This is a genomic window from Shewanella metallivivens, from assembly GCF_028750675.1.
GTDB classification, from domain to species: domain Bacteria; phylum Pseudomonadota; class Gammaproteobacteria; order Enterobacterales; family Shewanellaceae; genus Shewanella; species Shewanella metallivivens.
In genome coordinates, this window is record NZ_JAQQPZ010000002.1 from 407,876 (window position 1) to 432,190 (window position 24,315).

15 protein-coding genes and 1 pseudogene are annotated in these 24,315 nt (G+C 41.3%); 3 read left to right on the forward strand and 13 right to left on the reverse strand.

The annotated features are described in order from the left end of the window. Positions 1–31 precede the first annotated feature (31 nt). Positions 32–508 (reverse strand): DUF302 domain-containing protein, encoded by a 477-nt coding sequence (locus tag PQR79_RS04670; protein ID WP_238103829.1) that lies wholly within the window; start codon positions 506–508, stop codon positions 32–34. A 513-nt stretch (positions 509–1,021) separates the two neighbouring features. On the opposite strand from PQR79_RS04670, the gene PQR79_RS04675 reads away from it, so the two are divergent. Then, positions 1,022–1,858, forward strand: a complete 837-nt coding sequence (locus tag PQR79_RS04675; protein ID WP_238104182.1) for a CLCA_X family protein — start codon at positions 1,022–1,024, stop codon at positions 1,856–1,858. Between the two features lie 111 nt (positions 1,859–1,969). Here the strand turns inward: PQR79_RS04675 and PQR79_RS04680 are convergent, their stop codons facing one another. Both PQR79_RS04680 and PQR79_RS04685 read right to left on the reverse strand, forming a co-directional pair. Beyond that, entirely contained in the window at positions 1,970–4,852 is a 2,883-nt protein-coding gene (locus PQR79_RS04680; protein WP_238103828.1) for a DEAD/DEAH box helicase family protein, read from the reverse strand. A gap of 9 nt (positions 4,853–4,861) precedes the next feature. Continuing rightward, a complete protein-coding gene (locus tag PQR79_RS04685; RefSeq protein WP_238103826.1) occupies positions 4,862–5,449 on the reverse strand; it encodes a class I SAM-dependent DNA methyltransferase in 588 nt (195 codons plus the stop codon). 358 nt (positions 5,450–5,807) lie between these two features. Between PQR79_RS04685 and PQR79_RS04690 the strand changes: the two genes are divergently transcribed. After that, positions 5,808–6,455 carry a HEPN domain-containing protein gene (locus PQR79_RS04690; protein ID WP_238103824.1) on the forward strand — a complete coding sequence of 216 codons (648 nt, stop codon included), beginning with the start codon at positions 5,808–5,810 and terminating at the stop codon, positions 6,453–6,455. A 229-nt stretch (positions 6,456–6,684) separates the two neighbouring features. Here the strand turns inward: PQR79_RS04690 and PQR79_RS04695 are convergent, their stop codons facing one another. The 10 genes and pseudogenes from PQR79_RS04695 to PQR79_RS04740 form a co-directional block, all read right to left on the reverse strand. After that, a complete protein-coding gene (locus PQR79_RS04695) occupies positions 6,685–7,275 on the reverse strand; it encodes a hypothetical protein (RefSeq protein ID WP_238103823.1) in 591 nt (196 codons plus the stop codon). A 362-nt stretch (positions 7,276–7,637) separates the two neighbouring features. Then, positions 7,638–8,726, reverse strand: a complete 1,089-nt coding sequence (locus tag PQR79_RS04700; RefSeq protein ID WP_274408404.1) for an alkene reductase — start codon at positions 8,724–8,726, stop codon at positions 7,638–7,640. An 18-nt stretch (positions 8,727–8,744) separates the two neighbouring features. Continuing rightward, a pseudogene (locus PQR79_RS04705) lies at positions 8,745–9,833 on the reverse strand (alkene reductase); the annotation flags it as partial. Positions 9,834–10,412: 579 nt separating this feature from the next. Further along, positions 10,413–11,291, reverse strand: a complete 879-nt coding sequence (locus PQR79_RS04710) for an NAD(P)-dependent oxidoreductase (RefSeq protein ID WP_238103821.1) — start codon at positions 11,289–11,291, stop codon at positions 10,413–10,415. Positions 11,292–11,824: 533 nt separating this feature from the next. Further along, on the reverse strand, positions 11,825–14,806 hold the full coding sequence (locus PQR79_RS04715; protein WP_238103819.1) for a TonB-dependent receptor: 2,982 nt from the start codon (positions 14,804–14,806) through the stop codon (positions 11,825–11,827). Positions 14,807–15,430: 624 nt separating this feature from the next. Beyond that, a complete protein-coding gene (locus tag PQR79_RS04720; RefSeq protein ID WP_238103817.1) occupies positions 15,431–16,114 on the reverse strand; it encodes a glutathione S-transferase in 684 nt (227 codons plus the stop codon). Positions 16,115–16,201: 87 nt separating this feature from the next. Next, positions 16,202–16,555 carry a YkgJ family cysteine cluster protein gene (locus tag PQR79_RS04725; protein ID WP_238103815.1) on the reverse strand — a complete coding sequence of 118 codons (354 nt, stop codon included), beginning with the start codon at positions 16,553–16,555 and terminating at the stop codon, positions 16,202–16,204. Between the two features lie 177 nt (positions 16,556–16,732). After that, a complete protein-coding gene (locus PQR79_RS04730; RefSeq protein ID WP_238103813.1) occupies positions 16,733–18,973 on the reverse strand; it encodes a peptidase U32 family protein in 2,241 nt (746 codons plus the stop codon). Between the two features lie 175 nt (positions 18,974–19,148). Next, positions 19,149–20,750, reverse strand: a complete 1,602-nt coding sequence (locus PQR79_RS04735) for an ABC-F family ATPase (RefSeq protein ID WP_238103812.1) — start codon at positions 20,748–20,750, stop codon at positions 19,149–19,151. Positions 20,751–20,946: 196 nt separating this feature from the next. Beyond that, complete coding sequence (locus PQR79_RS04740) at positions 20,947–21,075, reverse strand: hypothetical protein (RefSeq protein ID WP_274408393.1); 129 nt, start codon at positions 21,073–21,075, stop codon at positions 20,947–20,949. A 487-nt stretch (positions 21,076–21,562) separates the two neighbouring features. Between PQR79_RS04740 and PQR79_RS04745 the strand changes: the two genes are divergently transcribed. Beyond that, entirely contained in the window at positions 21,563–24,280 is a 2,718-nt protein-coding gene (locus PQR79_RS04745; protein WP_238103811.1) for an EAL domain-containing protein, read from the forward strand. Positions 24,281–24,315: the final 35 nt, after the last annotated feature.

Here is a 24,315-nt window from a genome sequence, read left to right on the forward strand (position 1 = left end):
TTTTATTAGCTTGTGGCTCATAGATTAATGATTACTTATTGGGTGTTGTAGCTGCTTTACTCAACGATTCAAGCACATTACTGATTTTATCAAGCACCGCATCACAACCTTTAATGTCATGACGTTGTTTAAGATACTGCGGATTGTTATACGACAACCACACTTTATTGTTGGCATCTTCTGTAATTAACACTTTTTGCGGTAAATCAATAGCCACCTGCTGATTGCACTGCATTAATTGAGTGCCAATTTTAGGGTTACCAAAAATAATCACCTCAGTAGCAGGTAAACTTAACTCAACACCTTCAGCATTTTTTTGATGATCAATCCGCGCAAATACCGTAAAGCCCTTATCCTTAATAATCGACTCAAATCGGTCTGCTGTGATTTTAGGCGAAAATTGACTTTGATGACTCATCAAACTGTCGACAGCAAACACTGCCGTGCTGGTGAATACTGAGGTTGAGGTAAAAAACAGCGTAATCGCCAGCGAGAGATTTTTGATCATACAATGCTCCATTTGTAATGTTTAAGCTAAATGCTCAAGCCAGATGCTTATGTTAAAACTAGCACTAGAGATTAGCTACTAGAGATTAGCGTTTAAATACAACATATCGCCAAAGTCCTCATGAATATAAGCACTAATATAAGCACTAATATAAGAAATAACGATCCTATTTTGCTGGTGGCCGTAAAAAGCTAGCGGTGACGAGATTAGACTGACTACACACTTAATTATCAACCCCTATTTTTGACTATGCATTCACTTATCTGCATGTAAGTTAAAAAATTACCGAGGGTTATACTTTTATCTTTGCATAAGTTTGAATAAATATTCGTTTGCTGATGTTCATTCTAATGAGTGTTTAAAGCAGGTAAATCAATCGTTCTAGTGGTAGATAATCAGTCACTATGTGTAGATATACATGGCATTCTAGTTGTAAACTATCCGAGCAAATCCCTTGTTTAATAAGAGGTTCAGTTTTTTTATAAGAGGTTCAGTTTGGCGTCACATCATTCACTGTTAAACCACCAGCGCTACTTTGAACGCATCGGCCCAGACTATCGTAATGGCGCCTCGGTGAGCTTTTTAGACATCAAACACACCTTTGGTTTACGCCACATTCGCGTGGGTAAATGGGTTAACCGTGAAGAGTCTGCACTGGCCGCCAATTTGATTTTTGATTCCATGGCCGACCTTGCCAATATTCTACGCGTACCGCCCGAGTTAATTGGCCTGCGCGGTAGCCTCAGGTTTGCCTTTGGTTCAGGCGGTCAAAAAGGCGTACAGGCACATTACTCACCCGCTTATAAAGAATTAGCGCTAGCCAAAAATGCCGGAGCAGGGGCATTGGCCCACGAATTTTGGCACGCCTTTGATCACTACATTGCTGATAAAATGTTTATCGACGACAGCCTATTAAGCCCAGATGGTTACATGAGCACAGCAAACCGCTTTGCCTGCGCCACCGACCACTGGCTAGCGGATAAAAGCATGGTCAACCATCCGTTAAATCAGCAATTATCTAAGTTATTTCAAATCACTTTTTTAAGCGCCAACGGCCAAGAACCCCACGACTATGTTCGCCGCTCAATCGCATTAGACAAACAGCAAGCTTGCCACTATTTTGCCAAACCCACTGAAATGATGGCCCGCGCCTTTGAAGCCAGTATCGAAATGTATTCAGAAACCCACGCAGAGATAGCCAACCCATACCTAGTCAACAGCACCATTAACTCACCACTGAGCAAACACGGCGCCTACCCAGACGCCCAACACAGCGCGCAAATCTATCAAGCATTAATGGCTTATTTTGAACCACTGGGAATTGCATTTGATAAGCAGACGAATGGTTAAGCGAAAGGTAACAAGTAACAAGTAACAAGTAACAAGAAATAAGTGGACACTTAATCACAAGATTAAGCGGCATTATTTATTACTGCTTTTTATTACTGCATTCTGACGTTGTTACTCAACAAAATCAGCTGCATCTAACACCTGCTTTAAACGCGCAAAAGTAACCATGCTTTCATTGGCAATCATGGGGGCATAGTCAAGGTTATGTGCGTTGAGTTGGTATTGACCATTTGGCAATTTGCTCACTTTTCGCAGTAAGTATTGATTGTCTCCGGCTTCATCTTGGATTTCGATCGCCATGATTTTACCGGTAATCGAGCCTGCATTTATTGCTGTAACTCGTTCAAGTAATAATAAATCACCATCGTGAATGGGATTCTTACCGCCATTCATCGAATTACCGCTTGCTGGGGCAATAAAATGAATGGATGGGTCGAGTCGATTAAAACTCGAATTTAACTTGCGGTTTTCGCTATGCTCATCAGTACCCGTTTTAAAATGGCCACAAGCAATTTTTAAGTCAGGGTAAAAATTGATCTGCTGAATAGGTTCTTGAGGCTGATTTTCAGCTAGCGTAATGACATTTGCTGATGATTTTTTCGTGTTGGTCTTAGCGGCTTTTCGTTGGCTATAACGTGCAAGTAATAACGCGGTTAACTCCCGCATTGCCGTTGATAAAGTATCAATATCTGTGCCTGCAATATCAATATTTGCGTGAAGACAATCAGCCTCAACTTTAAACCAAGATTGAGTATCGGTGCTATCTTGTTTGCTTAAAAAAGTAATAGGGTTGCTTAACCAGTATTTTCGCCATTTTGGTGAGTCAGACTCGACTTGTTGTAAATCAGCTTTAACATCTTGGGTCCACAAATTTGGGTAGCGTTTAAACACTTGCCAACTTTTAATACAAACTGCGTCAATACTCGGTGGTGTGCGTAAACCATCCAACTCAATAAATGCTTCAAGTAATATGGCTTTGAAGCTTTTACTCATTGAGGCTTTTTCAACACCGCGGCTTAAAAATGTCAAATAGGGTGTTAATGTCTGTAAGGTTTTATCATCTTGCTCTTGGCTTAACACCAATTCAAACCAACTACCAAATTGCTGGGTTAATTTACCCCATGAATAATCACTATGATAAAATTCTGTTGCAGTAGGGCGATGGCCTAAATCATCTTTAAGCAATTGATATTGTTGATCTGCGTTAGAGTAATCAAGTTTTAGCTGTTGCCAAAAGTTAATCAGTTCAGGAGCAATATTAATTACACAATCAGGGTGCAGTTTCGGATCATTAAGCCGCTTTACAGTTTCATTAATATTTTTGGATTGCAATAACGCCATTGGTCGATTCAAAAAGCTGATGTGATTACCAATAAAGTCGATAACCGAAACAAACTGTTTATTGGTGTCGGGTGATGTGCGTAATCCGCGCCCCAATTGTTGTAAAAACAATATTTTAGACTCGGTGGGCCGTAAGATTAATATGGTGTCAATTGAAGGTAAATCAGTACCTTCATTGAATAAATCGACCGAGAAAATCACCTCGATTTTACCTGAAGCCAGCAAGTTTAACGCTTCTGCGCGTCTTACGTCTGAATCACTGTGCACTGACACCGCTTTTATGCCTCGAGCGGCAAACCAATGAGCCATAAAATCGGCATGGGCTTTAGAGACACAAAAGGCTAATGTTCTTTGCTGCTTGTGTGTTTGCCAATGGCTAAAAACATGCTTAGCCCGCTTTTGTGTGGCAAATGTAAATTCAAGAGCCTTGGGATCAAACTTACCGTTACGCCATGGTAAGTCTTGATAGTTAACTGTGTCATCATTGATGCCTTGGTAGTGAAATGGCACCAAAATACCTAATTCGATACCATCAACGATGTTCTTTTCGTACACCAAATTGTTATCGCATAAAGATAAAATATCCGCTTGATCTGTGCGCTCTGGCGTGGCTGTTAAACCTAATAAAAACTGCGGGGTAAAGTGGTTTAATAATGATTGATAACTACTGGCACCAGCATGATGAAACTCATCGACAATCACATAATCAAAATGATTTGGACTCACCTTATTGAGGTGTATTTGCTGACCTAATGTTTGAATTGATGCAAACACAATATCGGCATCAACGACTTTGGTTTTTGCATTAAAATGGCCGCTGACAAGTTTAGGTAATAATGACTTAAATGTGCGCTCTGCTTGCAGTAAAATTTCTTCTCTGTGCGCAACAAATAACACTTTACGAGCGTTAAATTGTTGCACATCAAATGCCGCTAGCCATGTTTTACCCATGCCAGTTGCTAATACCACCAAGCCTTTTGATTGCATTTGCCGACGTGTATTTGCAAGGGCTGCTAAAGCTTCTTGCTGGGCAGAGTTTGGCGCAGGCTCTTCCGGTTCCACTTCATTAACAATTGCAAGTGGCGGCTTAACCTTTTTACGTTTGTCGGCATAGCGATTGATAAATTCATCGTTAAGATGAATCGATTGCTGATGGTTAAAAATCTGCAAAAATTGTTGGCGGATATAGTTAAAATCATTGGGATCTTGGTTTTCAATCAAATCATGTCGTAAACACCATTCGAACGCATGGGTAAATGCGGCTTTACTGATGTTGTTGGAACCCACATAAGCGCAACCTTTGTCTGCTTGATCCTTTCGCTGTTGAATGAAAATGTAGGTTTTCATGTGAAAGCTTTGGCCACTTTTACAAGTGAATATTTTGGTTTTAGCACCACGAGACTGCAAAATCATTAGGTGGCGTAATGCCACTGGATCGGTAATGTAAAGGTAGTCAGAAGTGACAATATCAATAGTTGCTTGGCGTTCTAATGCATCTGACAAGGCATCAAAAATTAAATCCAGCCCAGAACGTTGAATAAAAGAAACGGAAATTTCAATACTGCTTGCTCGGTTGATTGCTTGCAATAATTTAGGTAAAAACGGGTCGTCCAAACCACCGCTAGTTAATACAGGTCCTTCTGCTAACTTCATGTTGTTTCTCTACTTTGAGGTCTTAATAAGAATGGCATTCAGCCACTTTTCGTTTTCTCTACCAGGGCGAACATCGGTTGTAACCCAGGTTTGTTTAATGTGTAAACCTGAGCCTTGTATCCATTGCTGAAGCAAAGATTCATTTGCATCAGTAAAGGAACGCCCATTATGAGTTCGCTCTTGTACGCCATATTTGAAAGAGCAATAAAATACACCATTTGCTACCAGTGTGCTGGCTAAAGTCGCAAATGTACTGGGTAGGGCATTTGCTTCAACATGAAGTAAAGACGCGCAGGCCCAAATCCCGTCAAATTGATTTGTTTTGTCTATTTCGTCAAAACGACACACCAAAACGGGTTGGCCAATAAATTTAGCTGCGGCGCTAGCCAGTTCACTGCTTGCGTCAATGGCGGTTACAGTAAAACCCATTTCAATAAACGCTTTACTATCACGGCCTGAACCACAACCAGCATCCAATATACGTGCATTCTGTTGAAGACATTCTATAAATGGTTGGTAGAGTTCACTCACATCGGCATTAACCGTTGTGTCAAAAAAGCTTTGGGAATGCTGATTGTAAAACTCGATGGTAGACATAACTAAGCCTATGATTTAATTAATTTGATTCTAGCTTAAATATAACAAATGGCTCAAGCACTGAATTGGTATTTACTAAACAAAACCGCATTTAAATACCGTCGTTAGCGCTTAAACCATCGGAGTCATCTGATGTGGTTAATTGAGTGGTGGTACACATCGATAATGACTCAAAGTGATCTGTTGATTAATAATGAACTTTAGCTAATGATAAGATTTTTTGTATTATTAACAATGCGATACAACGATAAATAATAATGGCTATATTGCTCTGATGGTGTAATGTTGTTTTTGTAAACAATCTCGGTGTTATCAGCGTGTTTTTACGCAGAGCATGATTTCGGATAAGGATATTGGAATGAAGTTTCAAACATTAAAAGATAAACAGCGGCTTATTCGTGGTGAATTTTGTGAAGGGCTTGCGTTAAGAGTGCATCGGTCTCTTAGTTGGTTAGACAAGTCTGAACATTGTGATGATAAAGACAGCCAGTTTATTTTTCTTTGGATTGCGTTTAATGCGGCTTATGCGCAGGACACAGAGGTGTTAAGGCATACAGAGTCTGAAGCATTTTCGAAGTTTATTAATAAGTTAGTTGACCTTGATACAAACAACCAGATTTATACTCTGCTTTGGCGTGAGTTTTCATCTAGCATTAGGGTGCTATTAGATAATCAGTTTGTGTTCCAACCTTTTTGGGATTTTCATAACGGAAAAATACCTGAACAGGAATGGCAAACGCGTTTTACTAAAGCAAAGGCGGCTGCAAATTATGCCCTTGCAACTAAATCGACTGCCACATTAACGGCCATCATTTTACAGCGCCTATACACCTTAAGAAATCAACTTATTCACGGTGGCGCGACCTGGCAAAGTTCGGCAAATCGTAACCAAATTCGAGATGGCGTTGCTTTATTATCTAAATTTATTCCAATTATTATCAATATCATGATGGATCACCCAAAAGAGTTGTGGGGTGATGCTAATTATCCTGTGGTTAACATTTAGCTCTTTTAGCCAATGGGGCGTTACTGTGGTTCTAGGCCCTCATCCTCAAGTGCTTGTATTGGGGGTCACAGTGTTAAGAGCTAAGTGTTGATTTTGTTTTTTATGTTGCGTAAGAGCTAGAGCGAACACCTGGATTCCTGCTTAAAAACATTGCAGGAATGACGGATGGTATGGCATTGCAGGGATGACGGGGCAATCGGCTAGCGCTGAAAATTGCAGGTGCGGTGCATCAATAATCAACCTGTTTAATTACGCTGATCGCGGTTAGCCCTCGGCCTTTTTTGGAGGGTACTCGGTGGCCGGTGTCGGCATTGGTTTTCATGGTTTGGATAAACTGATTCATTTGTGGGCCAATACTGATGTGTAGCGGGCGGTCTTTGCCGTAGTAGTAGAGACGGTCGAATTTAAGGTGTTCACAAATCCATGCTGCAACTTGTTGCATATCAATGGGTGTGCCAGCAGGGCTATTGAGTAAGGTGAAGTCGCATGCCGCACCTAAACGGTCGCAGATGATTTTTTGATTTTTATTGGTTTCGTGCGAGCAATGTTGGTCAAGTTGTGGAGCGATGTGCGGGTTTGGGTTTTTAGCGATTAGCCGCGCAAGTTCTGGTGAGCAAAATCCATAAGTTAAGGTGATTGGCCCAAATTGGTCGACGATAGGGTCGAGTAATTTAGTCGCCAATGCACTGAGTGCGCGCCAAGTATCAGGTTGTTTAGGTAAGTTTTCAATTTGATGCAATTGTGCCGTGCTGCCGCAGTTTATGAGGTTTGCATAAGTAAAGTGGCGGCTGGCTTTGCCATTGATATTGTAAGTAAACAATTAAGGTCCATTTAGTGTGTGCACATTGGCTGTAACCATACCCTGTATTGATTATGCTGACCAGATAGTCGTGCTAATTGAAGTCGCAATATGTTGATAAAGTTATGACGTGTGATCGGTTTAGATTTAGCAGCAACGCTTTTGCATGGCGGTATTGATAATCTTGCTTAGTGACCATTTGTATTACACTCTGTATTTTTTTAACTTGTTCAATAGCGCTTAAAGGATAAGGTGTTGTTGTGAAGATTTTGATGGTTAACGTTAACCCGTTAAAAAAAAGCCCAAAACCGTGGTGGTTTTGGGCTTTTAGCATAGCGCTAGTGGAATAAACAAAGCTTGATAGAGGCTTATATGCTCGTTAGCTACGCCTTGTATTGCGGGTAGTCGCTGTATCCTTTTGCATCACCGCCATACAAGGTGAGGCGTGCGTCGGCGTCAAATTCAGCAAGTGGCCAGTTATGGTAGAAACGTTCAACCAAATCTGGGTTAGTGACATAAGGCGTGGCAAATGCGACTAAATCTGCATACTGTTTGGCGAGCAGTACTTGTGCTGTCTCTTTGGTTAACTTGCCTGCAATCATGATTGGGTTTGGGTAAACCTCGCGTACTTGTTGGCGAAACGATTCTGGCACGTTAAGGTACCGTGAGATGTTTTCAGAGAAGTGCACGTAGGCTAAGTCTAATTTCACCATGTTTGCCAATGCTGCTAGCGTTAACTCAACAATTTCTGGATCTTCTTCTGTAAACCCTTCAATGACATGCGGTGAGAGTCGCACAGCCACTTTGTTGCCTCCAATTGCATCGGCTACTGCGGTTAACGTTTCTAATAAAAAGCGCATTCTATTTTGTTGACTGCCACCATATTGATCTTGGCGCTGATTACTTTCTAAGTGTAAAAAAGTGTCAAACAAATAGCCGTGTGCTGCATGAATTTCGACACCATCAAATCCAGCTTCAATGGCATTTTTAGCGCTTTGAACAAAGTCGTTAATGGTATTGTTGATATCTTGTTGTGTCATTGCTTTTGGTTGTTCGGTTTCGATCATGCCAAAACCACCTTCTGGCAATGGACCAAACACTTGGTCGGGGATTTTAATCGCTGAAGCTGCAACAGGTTGTTGGCCTGAAATGCTTGAATGACTGCGACGACCTACATGCCATAGTTGGGCAAATATCTTACCGCCGTTTGCATGTACCGCTTGAGTGACTTGTTTCCAGCCTTCAATGTGTGCTGCGGTATAGATGCCTGGGGTCATTGAGTAACCACGACCCACTGATGAAATGGGGGTACCTTCACTAATAATTAACCCTGCACTGGCTCGTTGCTGGTAATAATTGGCCATCATTTGGTTAGGCACATCACCTGGCTGTGAGCTGCGTGAGCGTGTCATTGGGGCCATGACAATACGGTTGTTGGTGTTGAGTGATGAGCCGTTAAAAGGTTGAAACAGTAAATGGTCTTGTACGTTGTAGGTTGGATAATCTGTTAAGCCTACTTCGCCACCACCAAAAAGGGTTTCGGGCACGTGTTTGGCTAATGGATAACCTTGTTTAATGCGTTCTGGCAGATCGGGATTGGCGACAAAAGGGCGACCAAAACCAATCATATCGGCTAAGCCTGAGTCAATGGCTTGATGGGCTTTATCGCCATTGTAACGGCCAGCATAAATGAGTACGCCGTCAAATGCGTTACGTAAACCTTGTTTGAATGAGACGGGGGTGTCTGGCGCATCGTCCCAATCTACTTCGGCAATATGTAAATACACAATGTTATGTTTGTTCAGTAATGCCGCCGCTGCTGTGTATGTGTTGATTGGGTCTGCATCGACTGTGCCGTTGAGTGTTGTGAGCGGGGCTAGACGCACGCCGACACGATTAGCTCCTATGGCTTCAACCATGGAACCGACCACTTCATCAAGAAAGCGTAAACGATTTTCTAAGCTGCCGCCGTATTGGTCGGTGCGTTGATTGGATTCTGAATCAATAAATTGGTTAATAAGGTAACCATTGGCAGCGTGCAGTTCGATACCATCAAAGCCTGCTTCTATTGCGTTAATGGCCGCTTGTTTAAATTGTGCAACGACTTGTTGAATATCTTCTATGGTCATTTCGCGTGGTTGTGCGGCATCAACAAAACCGGGGGCATCGGTATTGTTGTCGATAAATACTTTGACGTTTTGTGCTGTTAGTGCAGACGATGAAATAGGTTGCTGTCCGCCGATGTTGTCTGGGTGTGTGACTCGTCCAACATGCCATAACTGGGCAAACATGGTGCCGCCTTTGGCATGGACGGCATCAGTCACTTTGCGCCAGCCTTGAATTTGTTCTGCGGTATAAATTCCCGGAGTCCAAGCATAACCTTTACCCATGGCTGAGATTTGGGTGCCTTCTGAAATAATGAGTCCTGCTGTGGCGCGTTGTGCATAGTAAGTTGCCATTAAATCATTCGCTACGTCACCGGGTTGGCTAGCTCGAGAGCGAGTCATTGGTGGCATGACAATACGGTTTTTTAGGGTGATATCGCCAAGTTGGATGGGTTGAAAAAGAGAAGTTGTCATTTGTGAGCCCTCATAAAGAATTGGCTATAGGTTACCAAAACATGAGGATTGTATTTATAGCACTAATAGCAAATCATCTTTGTTAAAAATGAAATAATAAGTTAGGGGCATTCGCATAAAAAAAAGGCTAAAACCAAGACCAAAGGTTTATACCAATCTGCATTAGAATTTGCTTTTTTAGCGAAAGTTATCAGCGAGGTATTCGAGGCAGCCTAAAATAGATCACATTTTAATAAGGATTGATATTAGGTGTTGAGCAGGCGTAAACGCATTTTATCGGTTTTAATCGCGATGTTTATCATGTGTCTTAGCGTGCTTTGTCGAGTTCGATAATTAAAGTGCCATTTTAGCGGTTAAGGCAATGATAGTGATCTTATGAGGGCGTGTGGTATTGGGCTTTAGTTTGAAGGTCGTTTTTTAGAGCGTCTACGGTCGATAAATTAAGTCACGCAATATGAACCCAAGCCATCGACAGCGCGTTGTTGATATTTTGATATCTGGAAAATAAAAAAAGGTCTTCATTACGAAGACCTTTTCAATGTTGCATTTATTAAGCCTTTATTGGGCAATGCAATAGTACTATTTTGCTAGTTTAACAAAGTAATCAAAGATTTCAGGTACGTTACCGTTACCTAAGCCTGCATCAAATGCAGCTTGTAGATTAGCTGATGAGCCTTCTGCAATTTTAGATTCTGTGCCTAAGTCTTCTACCATTTTTAAGAAGTAGCCTAAATCTTTATTCGCGTTAGCAATTGAGAAACCTAAGTCACTTACGCCATCTACCGCGTAGTTTTTACAAAACTTCATAAACGGTGAGTTAGAGGGGCCGGCTGACATGATGTCGAACAGTTGTGCACGGTCAACCCCGGCAAGTTCTGCTACAGCAAAGGCTTGTGACATAGCACAAACGGTGGTCATGCCCATAAAGTTATTAATTAACTTAGTGGTGTGGCCTGCGCCTAATGCACCAAGGTGGAAGACGTTTTCGCCTTGGTCGTCAAGTACAGGTTTAACCTTGTTAAAGGTGTCCATGTCGCCAGCGGCCATGATGTTTAATAAACCGTCTTTTGCGTGTGCAGGTGTACGGCCGAGTGGGGCGTCGATCATACCTGCGCCTTTAGCGGCAAGGTCTGCACCGATTTTGCGTGTAGATGATGGGATTGATGTACCAAAATCAATGAGTACAGCACCTTCTTTAATACCTGCTAGGATACCGTCGTCGCCATATACAAGTTTTTCAACGACTGCAGATGTGGTTAGACACAACATGACAATGTCACTTGCTTCGGCAAGTGCTTTACCTGAGGTGACTGCGTTTGCGCCACGTGCAACACACTTTGCTACTGCATCTTGGTTGAGGTCCATTACATTAAGTTGATAACCTCTTTTTTGTAAGTTCTCAACCATGTTGCCGCCCATAAGGCCAAGACCGATGAATCCGATGACTGGCTTTGTCATATCTAACTCCTACATATATTGGTTTTGCTTAACTGAGTGTTGTAAATTGCAGCCCCTTAAGTTGGTTTTCTATGTGTATGTTATTTACATAACCTTAAGGTTTAGCGATTTGTTATTTCGAATTTTTTGAACCCGTATAGTGGCAGGATTTTGACCTGCTTACCAAGCTGTCTTACAAAATGGTAATAGACCTAACTCTTGTTGTCAAACAATTACTAACAGTTGGACTGACAAACTTAACTTAGTCGCAATTTTGTGTGTTTTATATACTCATTACAGCAAGTTATAAATTGTGCAAACAAGGTTAACGCGTCATCTTTTATGGGTTTATAGTGTCGTTTAGCACTAATTAACGGTTATTTTAATGGCTAAAGGCTTGATATTATCAGTGTGTATTGTCAGTTTGTTTGCGCACAAATGCGATGACGATGTTAGGTTAGGGCATAAGGTGTTGTGACAATACCATTACGTAAAAACAAACACTTTAATCAAAAGAGCCTATCAACTTGATAGGCTCTTTATGTTGTTGGCTATTAGAACTTAGCTCGAACGCCTAGTGTGTATCGTTGGTCAGCTTCGCTGTATGCCCACACTGAGCCTAGCTCTGTGGTGTATTCAATTGGCTCACCTGTTAAGTTTACTGCGTTGGCAACAACGGTAAAGTGCTCGTTGATGTCGTAACTAACAGAGAAGTCGAATTGTCCACGTGCTTCACGGTAACTATTACCTACAGTAGGGTCGTAGTTGTCTGCTGTAGGGTCGTTTTGGTTAAATACGTTGTAACCTAATGCACCTACAGTTTGTACACGCTTAGTGCTTTGGTCATCTAAATAACGGTCACGCCAGTTGTATGCAAGGCGTAGTTGTAAGTCTTCACCTTCCCAGTACACTTGAGTGTTAGCAGTATGCTTCGAGATATTCAGCAATGGGTTGCCGTCTGGTTGCTCACTGTCTGCGTAAGTGTAGTTAGCGTTAACCCCTAGGCCTGACCAAATACCAGGTAAAAAGTTAAACTGTTGTTGATAACCAAGCTCTAAACCGCGCACTTCACCACTACCGCCGTTAACGTCTGTTTCAATCACAATACCGGTACGACCCGCTGCTTTTTCAGCATCGACATAGGCTAAGCCTTGGTCTTCGGTTGCATTGATGATGTCGCCTTGGCTTTCACCTGCAGTATCAAGTAAACAGATATTGTTCCACTGTGTGGTGTTTTGGCCTGAAATGGTGCTCGAGTCGGCTAAACAGCTACTGTCGGTTTGGGTGAACGATTTAACATCTTTATAGAATAGTGCTGCAGATACGATACCGCCGTCACCAAAGTAGTGTTCTACTGATAAGTCATATTGCGTTACACGGTAAGGATCTAATTGGTAAGAACCTTGAGTACCGGTTACTAACGAGTTATCGATAGACAGTGCAGGGCTTAACTCATCAAAGTCAGCACGACGCATGACTTTTGCTGCCGCAAAGCGTATTAAGGTTTCTTGTGACAAGCTATAAGTCACGTTTAAGCTTGGTAAAAAGTCTGAGTAGTCATTTTTACCGGTATCAAGTACTTTGTTTCCGTTGGCATCAACTGAATCGACAATGCTTGATTCCAATTCTGTTTGAATATAACGACCACCGACAACGGCTGAAATGTCTTCAAAGTCTAAATGGAATTGCGCGTAGATTGCGCTGGTTTTCTCATTAATGGCTTTGTAAGCACCTGTGTCTTCTACCATGTTGTCAGCTAATGAGCCGTCCATCGCATAAGATGTGCCTGCTAACATTTGTTGTACTAATGCATAGGTTGCTTCAGCATCTTGTAGTTTTTCAGCATCGTAAACATTGTAGGTCAGTAAGTCGTTTTGTCCGGCAATGCCTGTTTGGTCAAAAGAGTTGTCCATGTTAATGGTTTTAAAGCTGTCAGCGATAATGGCGTTATCAATCCAAGTAGGGCTGTATAAACCGTCTTCGTTGGTGGCTCTTTTATAAGCATCTTTTAAGGTGTTACCGTTTGGCTTAAGGTCAAAGCGGTTTGCAGTGTAGTCTCGGTCAGTAAAACGAACACCAGTTTTAACTGCTGTGACAAAGTCGAGGCCAATATCATTGATTTTAAGGTCAAAACGTAACGCTTGTTCTTCGTTGTCTGTATCTAGCGTTTTGTGGTAAAACTCACGGAAAACAAGGTTGTCTGGGTTGGTAAGCATGCCGGTGTCAGCAAACACATATGACGGAATACCACTACCACTCGTTGAGCTGCCGGTACTGGTGTGAGTCACTAAATCTAATGTTGGCTCTGTACGTTCAATTGGACGTAAGTTGAATTCTGAAGCCGTTTGGCGCTCTTCTGATTTTGAAATTGAATATTCACCAGACACTTCAAAGTTGTCGTTAATAACCCATTCTGCACCAATGGCATGAGAGGTTGTTTCGTTGGTGGTAAAATCACTCCAAGTTTTAGGAATGGTGAGTACGCCGGTTAAATCATAATTATGCAGCTGACCATTACTGTCATAATAAGAGTCGCTACGTGGTGATACTGAGCCACCGACGTCAAGAATAGAGTAGGCAGCTTGGCCACCATCTAATTCTGTCGCATTCATGTCGAGATAAACGTTAAGGTCTTCGTTTACTGGTGCCCACTGTAATGATATGCCGTAAGCGGTACGTTCACGCTCTTCGGTTTTTTGTTCAACAGTGCTTTCTGTACGGCGTAAGTATTTACCGTTAGGGCCGCCAGATACATCAACTGTGCCGTCACCATCAATATCAATGTCGTCTTCTAAAGTGACTTTGTTAAAGAATTCATCACGACGTAATTCGCGATCTTGATATGACAAGTTAATCGATGCACCAAAGGTACCATTGTCGCCTAAGTCCCAGTTATCACCCATTGCTGCAGTGAAGTTAGGCGCAACGTTTTCTGTTTTGTCGGCATATTCGCCGTCAAGTGTGATGGCAACGAGTGGCTCAGAAAGTTCAAGTGGACGTACAGTTTGCATATTAACTGTACCGCCAAGTGCACCTTCAATCATTTCTGGTGTAGGCGACTTAATGACTTCAACTGTTTTTAAGAAGCTTGAAGGGAAGTCATCTAGGCTAATACCGCCACGTCCAGGACCTGCAGTAGAGCGTCCGTTAAGGAGTATTAAGTTTTCAGATACACCACGAATGGTCACTGACTCGCCGACACCAAAGTCGGATTCGATTGACACACCAGTAATACGTTGAAGTGCTTCAGCAATGTTATTATCAGGTAATTTACCAATATCTTCTGCAACGATAGCGTCAACAATACGGCTGTCTGTACGCTTTAATAGGTTAGCGGCTTTTAAGCTGCCAAAAATTCCGCGTACTGCTATGACTTCAATTTCGCTTGTGTCTACTTCTTCTGCTGTTTGCTCAGTATCAGCAGCAAATGCGCCAGGCATAGTTAATACTGCCGTTAATGTGGCACCAAAAATGGTAATGTTAGTCGCTTTAAATTTAGAGTTACTAAACAATGCACTTATTTTATTAAGCTTCATAATTCCCCCCAAAGAATTTATATTTGGTATGACAATCCGGTCTACCAATTCTTGTTGTTTTATTCAACAGCAACATTTATATAACACGAAGTTGGTGAATGCAATCTATATTACCAAATTATTAACATTGTCATACCAAGGTCTATGTCGTGGTCATTTGTCTTATTGGGCACTACTTCAAGGGTTTGCGGCCAATTTTAACCCTAAATGGGTAGGTATTTATCACGAATGAAAAAACACAATCCCAGATAGCATTAACGAAATCGCTACATTCGTTAATTTTAAGTGTGTCGCTTTGGTAATGTGTTTGGTTGACCGCGTTTTAATTATTGGTATTACCTGTGTCTAATTTCAGTGTCACAAAGCATTTGCGACAGACAATAAACATCGTGTAAATCATCTTACGTTTAAATTGCGGTATACCAAGGCGATATTTTGACCTAAGAACGATGCCAATTTCGCATGATTTGTTTGTTAGTTTGGTGATGTATTGATGCAATTTTTCCGTGTCGATTATTTATGGGATTGTGGATTTGATGACAAAATCTAATCGAAAGTGTTGACCACTTGGCACAATCATGAGGATTGTTTATCTCTGGTGGTGATGTGTTTGTAGAAAGACGGTTATCGTGATGATGGGCTGTTACCAAAAATATGCTCTTGTTTTGACTCTAGCCATAATGGGTATTGGGCCATGACTTTGGTGAACATGTTGCTTTGCAAATAGTGGTTAAGCCAGTGGCGTAAATGTGGGTAAGGTGCTTGTCGGTACCATTGACGCTCAACTCGTGCAAACTGACGAATAAACGGCATTAAGGCTAAATCGACGAGGCTAGGGTTGTTTGACATTAAATATTGATGTTGTGTTAAGCGTAATTCGAGCTTGCTGATATATTGCTCGCAAGCTTGTCTATCGGTAGTGAGTGTCGGTTCATGATATCGTTTGGCGCAGCGGTATCGCTCAAGGAGCCCTTTAAACTCTGTATCAAACTGAGTGATCATCGCAAGCATTTCGGGTAATGCGTTAGCTGATTGGCTGTGAAGATAGTTATTGGGGTCTGTTTGAGAAAAGGCCCACTGCATAATGGCGAGGCTTTCATCAATAACATCACATTGGCCAGTCACTGTGTTGGCTTTGAGCACTAATACCGGCACGGTGGCTTTGGGTGATGCGGCTAGTAGCTCAGCGGGTTTATTGCTTAACACTAAGTCACGAATATACACTTGCTGACCAGATGCATAAATTGCCAACCTTGCGCGCATTGCATAAGGGCAGTTTCGTAATGAGTAGAGCACAGGCAGTGTCATGATGTGTTCTCTTTTTGCTGTTGTTAACGCTGTTATTACGATGATCGCACTGGTATTGGGTTAATTTACGCTGACTAAATCAAAGCTTTACACCAATACCTGGCGTGTGTTGGCAATATAGTGATGGATCTGTTGTTCTGTTTTGCTGTCGATCATTTTTTCTGGAGCACGATTTTCGGGGCATGGCATCCGAGGGGTCGTACCAAAGAGTCGGCAAATGAGCGGCCGTTGTTCATAGACTTCGCAGCCATTCGGGCCTAAATGCACACAGTTCCATTCCGCTAGTGCGGCGTCATGCTGCGCATCGGTTTTAACGGGTAATCTGGCCATTTCAGCAGATGAAGTGGTGACAGGCCCGCAGCAATCATGGCAGCCAGGTTTGCATTCAAAAGAGGGAATACGCTCACGGAGCAGATCGACTATTTCGATGTCATTATTCATATCGTGACTTCTTTTTTGTTAACTTTTTTATTTATATTGTGATTTTTAGCTATTGATTTGCTTAAACTTACATCGATCAAAAGCGTATCACATACCCCATCCGTTCAGCCATCTTGTTACCATTTAGGTTGATATAGTTGATACTGAATCAATGGGGTGGGCTAAATGCGGTCGGCTTTATAACCCTTGTTGATATTGTGCGTTGGTTGACACTGTCACTAATTGGTTAAGTTGTACTTTGGCTTCGCTGACACCTTTTAGCACGTTTTCAAAATGGTTAACCAATTGCAGTTTGTCTATTTCTGCTTTTGAACCTGAACCTATGTTGGTTAGGTCAATAAAGAACTCATCAAATAAGTGGGATAAGTCTTCTACTGCTTCAATATTTAAAAACTGTTCATGGTTATATATGCTTGGGTAGCCACCTTTTTGTTTGTCGACCGCAAATGAAATGCCTTTAACATTAGTAATGGTGGTGGCTTTTTCACATTTAAGCATGCAGCCGTCTTCAATACTGGGCTTGTTACAACCTACCGTTTGCTGGAAAAAGCATTGGCGGCTGGTCATCATCAAAATGGGGTGATAGATACTGTAGAGTAATTTAAAGTTTTTCGGTCTGGCGATGTTTCTAATTTGATTACGGTTAATCTCGTTAGAAATAAACGCACCGGCGCAATATAAATGCTCTTGCAGTGTCAGTAATGCGTATGAGTTAGTGGTATTTAAAAATGGCCCAGCTATCCATTCTATACCCATTTCACAGGCTTTAAATGCCACGCCGGTATTATTACTGACAATACGTGCAGGTTTTACCGCTTCTAACAGTCGCACTGCTTCTGTGTAGTCTTTACCAATCAATACGGCCGGAAACCACGGGATTAACCTTGGGTTACGTAAAAATATGTCGATGTATTTATTGTCGTTTTTCTTAAAGCTTTCTGGCAGTTTAAAGTAAATGTCGGCATCGGTAACATCGCATAAATGAATGTCTTTCTCATCGCTGATTAGCAATGATAAGGTTGGTGTCTCGGTTACTTTTGGGTGTTTAATTAACTTGGGCAATGTAACTGCGCCAATGTATTCCCGCTGTGTAAGTTGCAGTAATAATTGGTTTTTAAGCTGCGTGAGTTGGCTAAACGGCAGTGTTAAATCGGTATCTAGGTTATCGAAATTAAACGGTTGTAACGAGTAACCTGTGCTTTTTAAAGTCTTAAAGCGTTTTTCAATTGCTGCTTCATCAATAAATGACTCCGTCGCTTGTGTGAGCGCAGAGCTTGATTCAAGCACAAAGTGCTGCTCTGGCGTGGTGACCGTAATCGATAATGTTTGGCCCGCTTTACCCGCAAATGCGAGGTTTAAAGACGGTTTTGCGATGCTTAAATGGTTAATTTTTTCAGCAACCAATTCAACGATGGCATCTTTAGCGGTTGATAATGTGTGTTGTGCTTCCTGGATTTGCACCACAGAAATAGCATTGCTGACGTCGTTGGCATGTTTAAAGCTGTTATCGCGCGGATTGTCGATAAACATGTCTTTGGTGAGATTACCTTTTAGAAATGAGTTGGTAAAATCGCGGTTAAACACTTTATATAGGTTTGAGTCGTCGGCCAATAACTTGCCGGTGTCGACAAACTGGTCAATTTGCTTGCGCCAAGTGTCTACCACGGTGTGGACGTATTGCGCGCCTTTAATTCGGCCTTCAATTTTTAATGAATCAACCCCAGCATCGACTAATTCGGGTAAATCGAAATAGGCTGAATTGTCTTTTAAATTCAACGGAAACTTATTTCCTGCTGCGGTGATTTCATATTCGTCACGACACGCCTGGCTACAGCGCCCGCGGTTACCTGAGTTACCGACACTCACTGAGCTTGAATAACACTGACCAGAGAAAGCAATACACAATGCGCCGTGAACAAACACTTCAGTGAGTACACCATGATCGTGTGCCACGGTGGTGAGGCTTTTAATTTCACCCAGGTTTAACTCACGCGATAAATTGACACGCGTGGCGCCAATGGTGGCTAAGAAACCAATTTGACCTTCATTATGTGTCGTCAACTGGGTTGAGGCGTGAATGGCTAATGATGGGAAATGTTTGCTGACTAGGTTAAATAACCCTAAGTCTTGCACTATGATGCCGTCGATGCCGGTATTAACCAGTTGATTAAGTAATTTAACTAAGGTGGGGACTTCGTTTTCCAGAATAACAATATTCATGGTTAAGAAGACTTCACATTGGTATTGGTGGGCTAGGGCGATCACTCCGATTAAGTCATCGAACGACAAGTTAGCCGCTCGGTTACGTGCGTTGAAGGTATCTAAGCCACAATATACGGCATTGGCGCCGGCTATGATTGCCGCTTTGATTGCATCGACGTCTCCACCGGGTGCCAGTAATTCGATTTTTCTCTTCATGATAGGTTCGCTTTGTTAGTCCGTTAATAAGGATGGGTAAACGTCTATACGATGTTGCTAAACCGCGATGGTCATCTGGTTTAAAAGTAAAAGGCCTCTATTGTGGCTTAAGTACGCCATCAATAAAGGCCTTCATTACATCGCTAACTGCGATGAATCGCAAGCTTATTAGCCGTTATGACTTGTTTTCGACCTCTGCTTGGCTTGCAAGATATTCATCATAAGTACCCTGGAAGTTAATCAGTTTTTTATCTTTTAAATCAATAATACGGTTAGCAAGTGAAGATACAAATTCGCGGTCATGACTCACAAATATCAAAGTGCCTTCAAATAATTTCAAGGCTTGATTTAATGCTTCAATCGCTTCCATGTCCATGTGGTTTGTCGGCTCGTCCATTACCAGTACGTTAATATCCATCATCATTAACTTACCAAATAATAGACGGTTTTTCTCACCACCTGAACAATTACGCACTTTTTTATTGGCGTCATCTTCAGTAAATAACAATCGACCCAACATGCCGCGAACCATTAAATCATTGTGTTTTGGTGTACGCCATAACGACATCCAATCAAATAAAGTCATGTCATTATCGAAGTCGGCACTGCTGTCTTGCGGGCAGTAACCAATGGCGGCATTTTCTGACCACTTGATGCGACCATGATTATGTTGGATTTCATTGACTAAACAACGTAGTAGAGTTGTTTTACCGACGCCGTTTTCACCAATAATCGCCAGTTTAGAACCCGCCTCTAAGATGAGGTCGCCATGTTCAAATAAGACTTCATCAAAACCATGACCTAACTCTTCAAGCACTAGGGCTTGGCGATGTAGTTTTTTCGATTCGGTAAAGCGAATTGATGGGGTAATACGGCTAGATGATTTAACATCATCAAGTTTAATTTTATCCATTTTTTTAGCGCGAGAGCTGGCTTGTTTGGCTTTAGAAGCATTAGCACCAAAACGGTTAACGAAGTCTTGTAACTCTTCGATTTCAGCACTCTTTTTGGCATTACCGGCTAATAGTTGCTCACGAATAAGGCTTGATTGCTCGAGAAAGTACTCGTAATTACCAGGGTAAATACGTAATTCGCCGTAGTCGATGTCGGCCATATGAGTACACACTGAGTTCAAAAAGTGTCTGTCGTGCGAAATGATGATCATGGTGCACTTACGCTTGTTTAGCTCTTCTGCTAACCAACTAATGGTATGAATGTCTAAGTTGTTGGTGGGTTCGTCGAGTAACAAAATATCTGGGTTGGCAAACAATGCTTGTGCTAATAACACACGCAATTTCCAACCTGGAGCGACCTGCTGCATTAAACCAAAATGAAATGACTCTTCGATACCTGCTTCTAATAAAATTTCACCTGCGCGGCTTTCTGCTGTGTAGCCGTCCATTTCAGCAAATTCGCTTTCAAGATCGCCAACACGCATGCCATCTTCATCGGTCATTTCGGCTTTGCTATAAATGAAATCACGCTCTTGTTTGACTTTCCATAACGCAACGTCACCCATGATCACGGCATCAACTACGCTGTATTTTTCAAAGGCAAACTGGTCTTGGCTTAATGTACCCACTTTTAAACCTGGTGTGATAGATACGTTGCCAGAGGTTGGGGCTAACGCGCCACTGAGAATTTTCATGAATGTGGATTTACCACAGCCATTCGCGCCAATTAAGCCATAACGATTGCCATGGCCAAATTGCGCCGAAATGTTTTCAAACAACGGCTCAGGGCCAAACTGCATAGTAATATTAGCGGTAGAAATCAAAACAAGTTTCCATAGAGTGGTACAGCATCGTTATCGACAAACAGTAGCGTTGTGAAAATAAGACTGATAGGGCTTAAGACATAAGGTCGCGGATTATACAGGGAAGTGCTCGATTGTCGATTTATTATCTATGTTACTTAGGTTTTAGGAGATGAACCAACAACCACATAATGTGCGGCTGTTGGTTAAGAATGAGTTAGCTAAAAATGCGATTTACTGCGCCAAGGACTTTATCTTTGCTGGCGCGAAGACGAGAATCGTCTGATTGATCTATCCAGCGCACGATGCCTTGTTCATCAATTAATATTGTAGTGGGTATCGCCATTGACCTATAACTAACAAACCCACCAGTTATCGATAGACCTAATACGTTAAATACCTTTTAGAATTAGCCCTGAGTGTTTTGTGGTGTTCAACATTGTATTAATGAGTTGTAGCCACCACTATTCTCCTTTGTGTGAAAAAGATTTTTAATTATTGTTTAACTGGCATGTTTGTGAGTGACTTATTTAATAACAGCCAGCAGAAAACCAAACAGCTGTTTGTTTGAATTAATAAAAAATGTTCATTTTTGAGAAATGATTCACAACAATAAGTAAAACAAGTGCCGTGCTGAGTTATTTTCACGTTAACCAACTGTTTTACGCTTATAATCTCAATATATTACAGCTTACTAATTTTACGTTGTGTATTTCATTTATTATGGATGATGACGCCGGTATTTTGTGACCTTGTGTTTTAACATAATGTGTATTTTTTATTGTTAATGTGATGTTTTCACTGTTTTTAGATTCAATGGAGTACGGCTAACTATGGTTTTGAGAGTCAAAACTAATGCGATTACATTGCTTGTTGTGGGAATGCTGCTCCTTTTTTTGTCGCCGACTTTGATTGCACACAATATTGACGAGAATGATCAATCCTCCATTGTGTTAACCAAACAAGAACAACAATGGTTAGCTGAAAACCCTGTGGTTAATATTGGTGTTGACGGCTATTTCCCACCTTACAGTTATTTTAATGAAGATGATCAACTTGTAGGGCTAGCGATTGATATTTTATCATTAATCAGTGTTAAAACAGGCATTGATTTTGTCATTGATGACGAGCATAAATGGCAAAACATTGTTGAAAATTTACAGCAAGGCAATATCGATGCTATTTTAACAATGGTAAAAACACCTGAGCGTGCACAAGCTTACTTTTTTACTACACCCATCATTTACAAGTCTTTAGTGGTGATCACGCAAGTGCATAATCACCACATTACCGACCGAGAAGATATCGCTAATAAAACCGTTGCTTTGGTTAAAGGGTATCAATATTCCGACAGTGTTGGGGAAGAGTTCCCGAATATCATACCTGTTTATGTTGATACTATGCGTGAAGCCTTTGAATTAGTTGCTGCGGGGCAAGCCGATGCCACCATTAGCTTTTTAGCCGCCGCCAATTACTTTCAATTAAAGTATGCCTATAACGATTTAAAAATTGCTGCATTTTACGAAAAACATAACGCTAATGATGCCATTGCGGTAAGTAAAACTAAGCCGTTATTGGCGAGTATTTTTCAAAAAGGGATTGATTCACTCACTTCGCAACAAAAAAAAGCCCTGAATGAAGCATGGGGCGCCAATATTAAAGCCCCTAAGGATTATACTGAGCTCATTGAGTTTGCTTTAATTTCTGGTTTGTTGATGTTGCTTTTAAGCATTTGGGGTTTACAAGCCAAGCGACATAACCGTGATTTGGTTAAAGCTAATCAAAATGCTGAAGCGGCGAATTTAGCACTAAAAGATCTTAAAGATAATTTGCAGCAATTAGTGGCTGATCGCACCCAACAGCTTACACAAAGTGAAAATCGTTATCGGGGTTTGGTTGAGTCATTAGAAGATGAATATATTTTCTATCAACACGATACCAAGGGCTTTGTCAGTTATGTCAGCCCATCTTTAACACATATCCTTGGGCATCCAGTTTCAGGTAAAGGGGGATTTTATCATCAATTTTTAACAGACAGTCCTAAAAATCAGGATGTTGCCAGTTATGTCGAACGTATTTTACAAGGTGAGTCTCTGGCACCGTTTGAAATTGAGTTAAATGATACAAAAGGCAATGTTCATACCTTCGAAGTTCTTGAGCGCCCCATGTATGATGACAATGGCAAATGCATTGGGTGCGAAGGGATTGCACATGATGTTACTGCGAGAAAACTGCAACAAGATAAACTGTTTTATTTGTCACACTATGATGATTTGACTGGATTGGTTAATCGTTACTATTTTAAAAAGTTACTCGATGATGACATTCAAAATTGTAAAAATAACGGCCAATCTTTGGCATTATTATTTTTAGATTTGACCCGATTTAAAGTGATTAATGACAATTTTGGTCATACTGCAGGCGATTATATTTTAAATCAGGCTGCCTCGAGAATTGAACAACACGTAAAGGGTAACTTTGTCGTGTCGCGTTTTGCGGGTGATAAGTTTTGTATTTCGTTGCCGAATACTCTTGCTGCAGATGCAAATTTAATGGCTATTGAGTTGATTGAAGCATTTCAACCGCATTTTGAGTTCCTTGAACAAACCATCATTATTGGCTGCCGGGTAGGGATAAGTTTGTTCCCTCAAGATGGTCTTAATGCCGAGACATTGATTAGTCATGCGGATTCTGCTCTTTATGAAGCGAAAAAGAACCCTAATTGTGTGGCTTTTTGTAATAAAGAAATGGCGTTGTACAATAAAAAACGTCATGTCATCGAGCAAAATTTAAGTAAAGCATTATTTGTAAATGATGATCTGTTGACACCTCAACTCTTTGTTGTGTATCAGCCTTTAATGCGTTTGCCTGAATGTCAATTAGCCGGCTTTGAAGCGCTTGTGCGTTGGAAACACCCTGAATTAGGTGTTATTTCACCAGCGGAATTTATCCCTATTGCAGAAGACACAGGGTTAATATTTACGTTAAGTGATTGGGTCGTCAATAGCGTATGTTTACAGTTAGTGGAATGGCACAAACGAGGATATGATTTTAAAAGAGTGTCGGTGAACATCTCGGCTCTTGAGCTAATGAACGTTAAATTTGCGGAAGATTTACTCAGTTTAGTGGTTAAAACTGGGGCAAAACCGAGTTGGTTTAAATTAGAAATTACCGAGACCGCTTTGATGGCTATTCCAGAGCAAGCCATTGAGATTTTACAAAAGTTAACCAAGGCTGATTTTCAAGTCGCTATTGATGATTTTGGTACAGGGTATTCGTCACTGAGTTACCTTAAGTCACTACCCGCAAGTACTTTAAAAATTGACCAATCATTTATTCGTAATTTAATTGAATCCAGTGAAGATCAAGCTGTGATAAATGCAGTGATCAGCATGGCACATTCGTTAGGGAAGCAAGTCACCGCAGAAGGCGTTGAGCAGCAAGAGCAACTTGATTACCTCGTTGCACATGGCTGTGATGTCGCCCAAGGATATTTCTTTTCACGGCCGATAAATGCCCATGAAGTGAGCCGATTATATTTTGAAGTTTGAACGCATTTAAATGACATTCAATGTTGTTCGTAAAC

Bases quoted from the DNA above. Each gene is read 5' to 3' on its own strand.
- PQR79_RS04725 (WP_238103815.1), bottom strand. From the start codon at position 16,555: ATGAATAATGACATCGAAATAGTCGATCTGCTCCGTGAGCGTATTCCC.
- PQR79_RS04730 (WP_238103813.1), bottom strand. From the start codon at position 18,973: ATGAAGAGAAAAATCGAATTACTGGCACCCGGTGGAGACGTCGATGCA.
- PQR79_RS04740 (WP_274408393.1), bottom strand. From the start codon at position 21,075: ATGGCGATACCCACTACAATATTAATTGATGAACAAGGCATCGTGCGC.
- PQR79_RS04680 (WP_238103828.1), bottom strand. From the start codon at position 4,852: ATGAAGTTAGCAGAAGGACCTGTATTAACTAGCGGTGGTTTGGACGAC.
- PQR79_RS04690 (WP_238103824.1), top strand. From the start codon at position 5,808: ATGAAGTTTCAAACATTAAAAGATAAACAGCGGCTTATTCGTGGTGAA.
- PQR79_RS04670 (WP_238103829.1), bottom strand. From the start codon at position 508: ATGATCAAAAATCTCTCGCTGGCGATTACGCTGTTTTTTACCTCAACC.
- PQR79_RS04685 (WP_238103826.1), bottom strand. From the start codon at position 5,449: ATGTCTACCATCGAGTTTTACAATCAGCATTCCCAAAGCTTTTTTGAC.
- PQR79_RS04715 (WP_238103819.1), bottom strand. From the start codon at position 14,806: ATGAAGCTTAATAAAATAAGTGCATTGTTTAGTAACTCTAAATTTAAA.
- PQR79_RS04710 (WP_238103821.1), bottom strand. From the start codon at position 11,291: ATGACAAAGCCAGTCATCGGATTCATCGGTCTTGGCCTTATGGGCGGC.
- PQR79_RS04720 (WP_238103817.1), bottom strand. From the start codon at position 16,114: ATGACACTGCCTGTGCTCTACTCATTACGAAACTGCCCTTATGCAATG.
- PQR79_RS04745 (WP_238103811.1), top strand. From the start codon at position 21,563: ATGGTTTTGAGAGTCAAAACTAATGCGATTACATTGCTTGTTGTGGGA.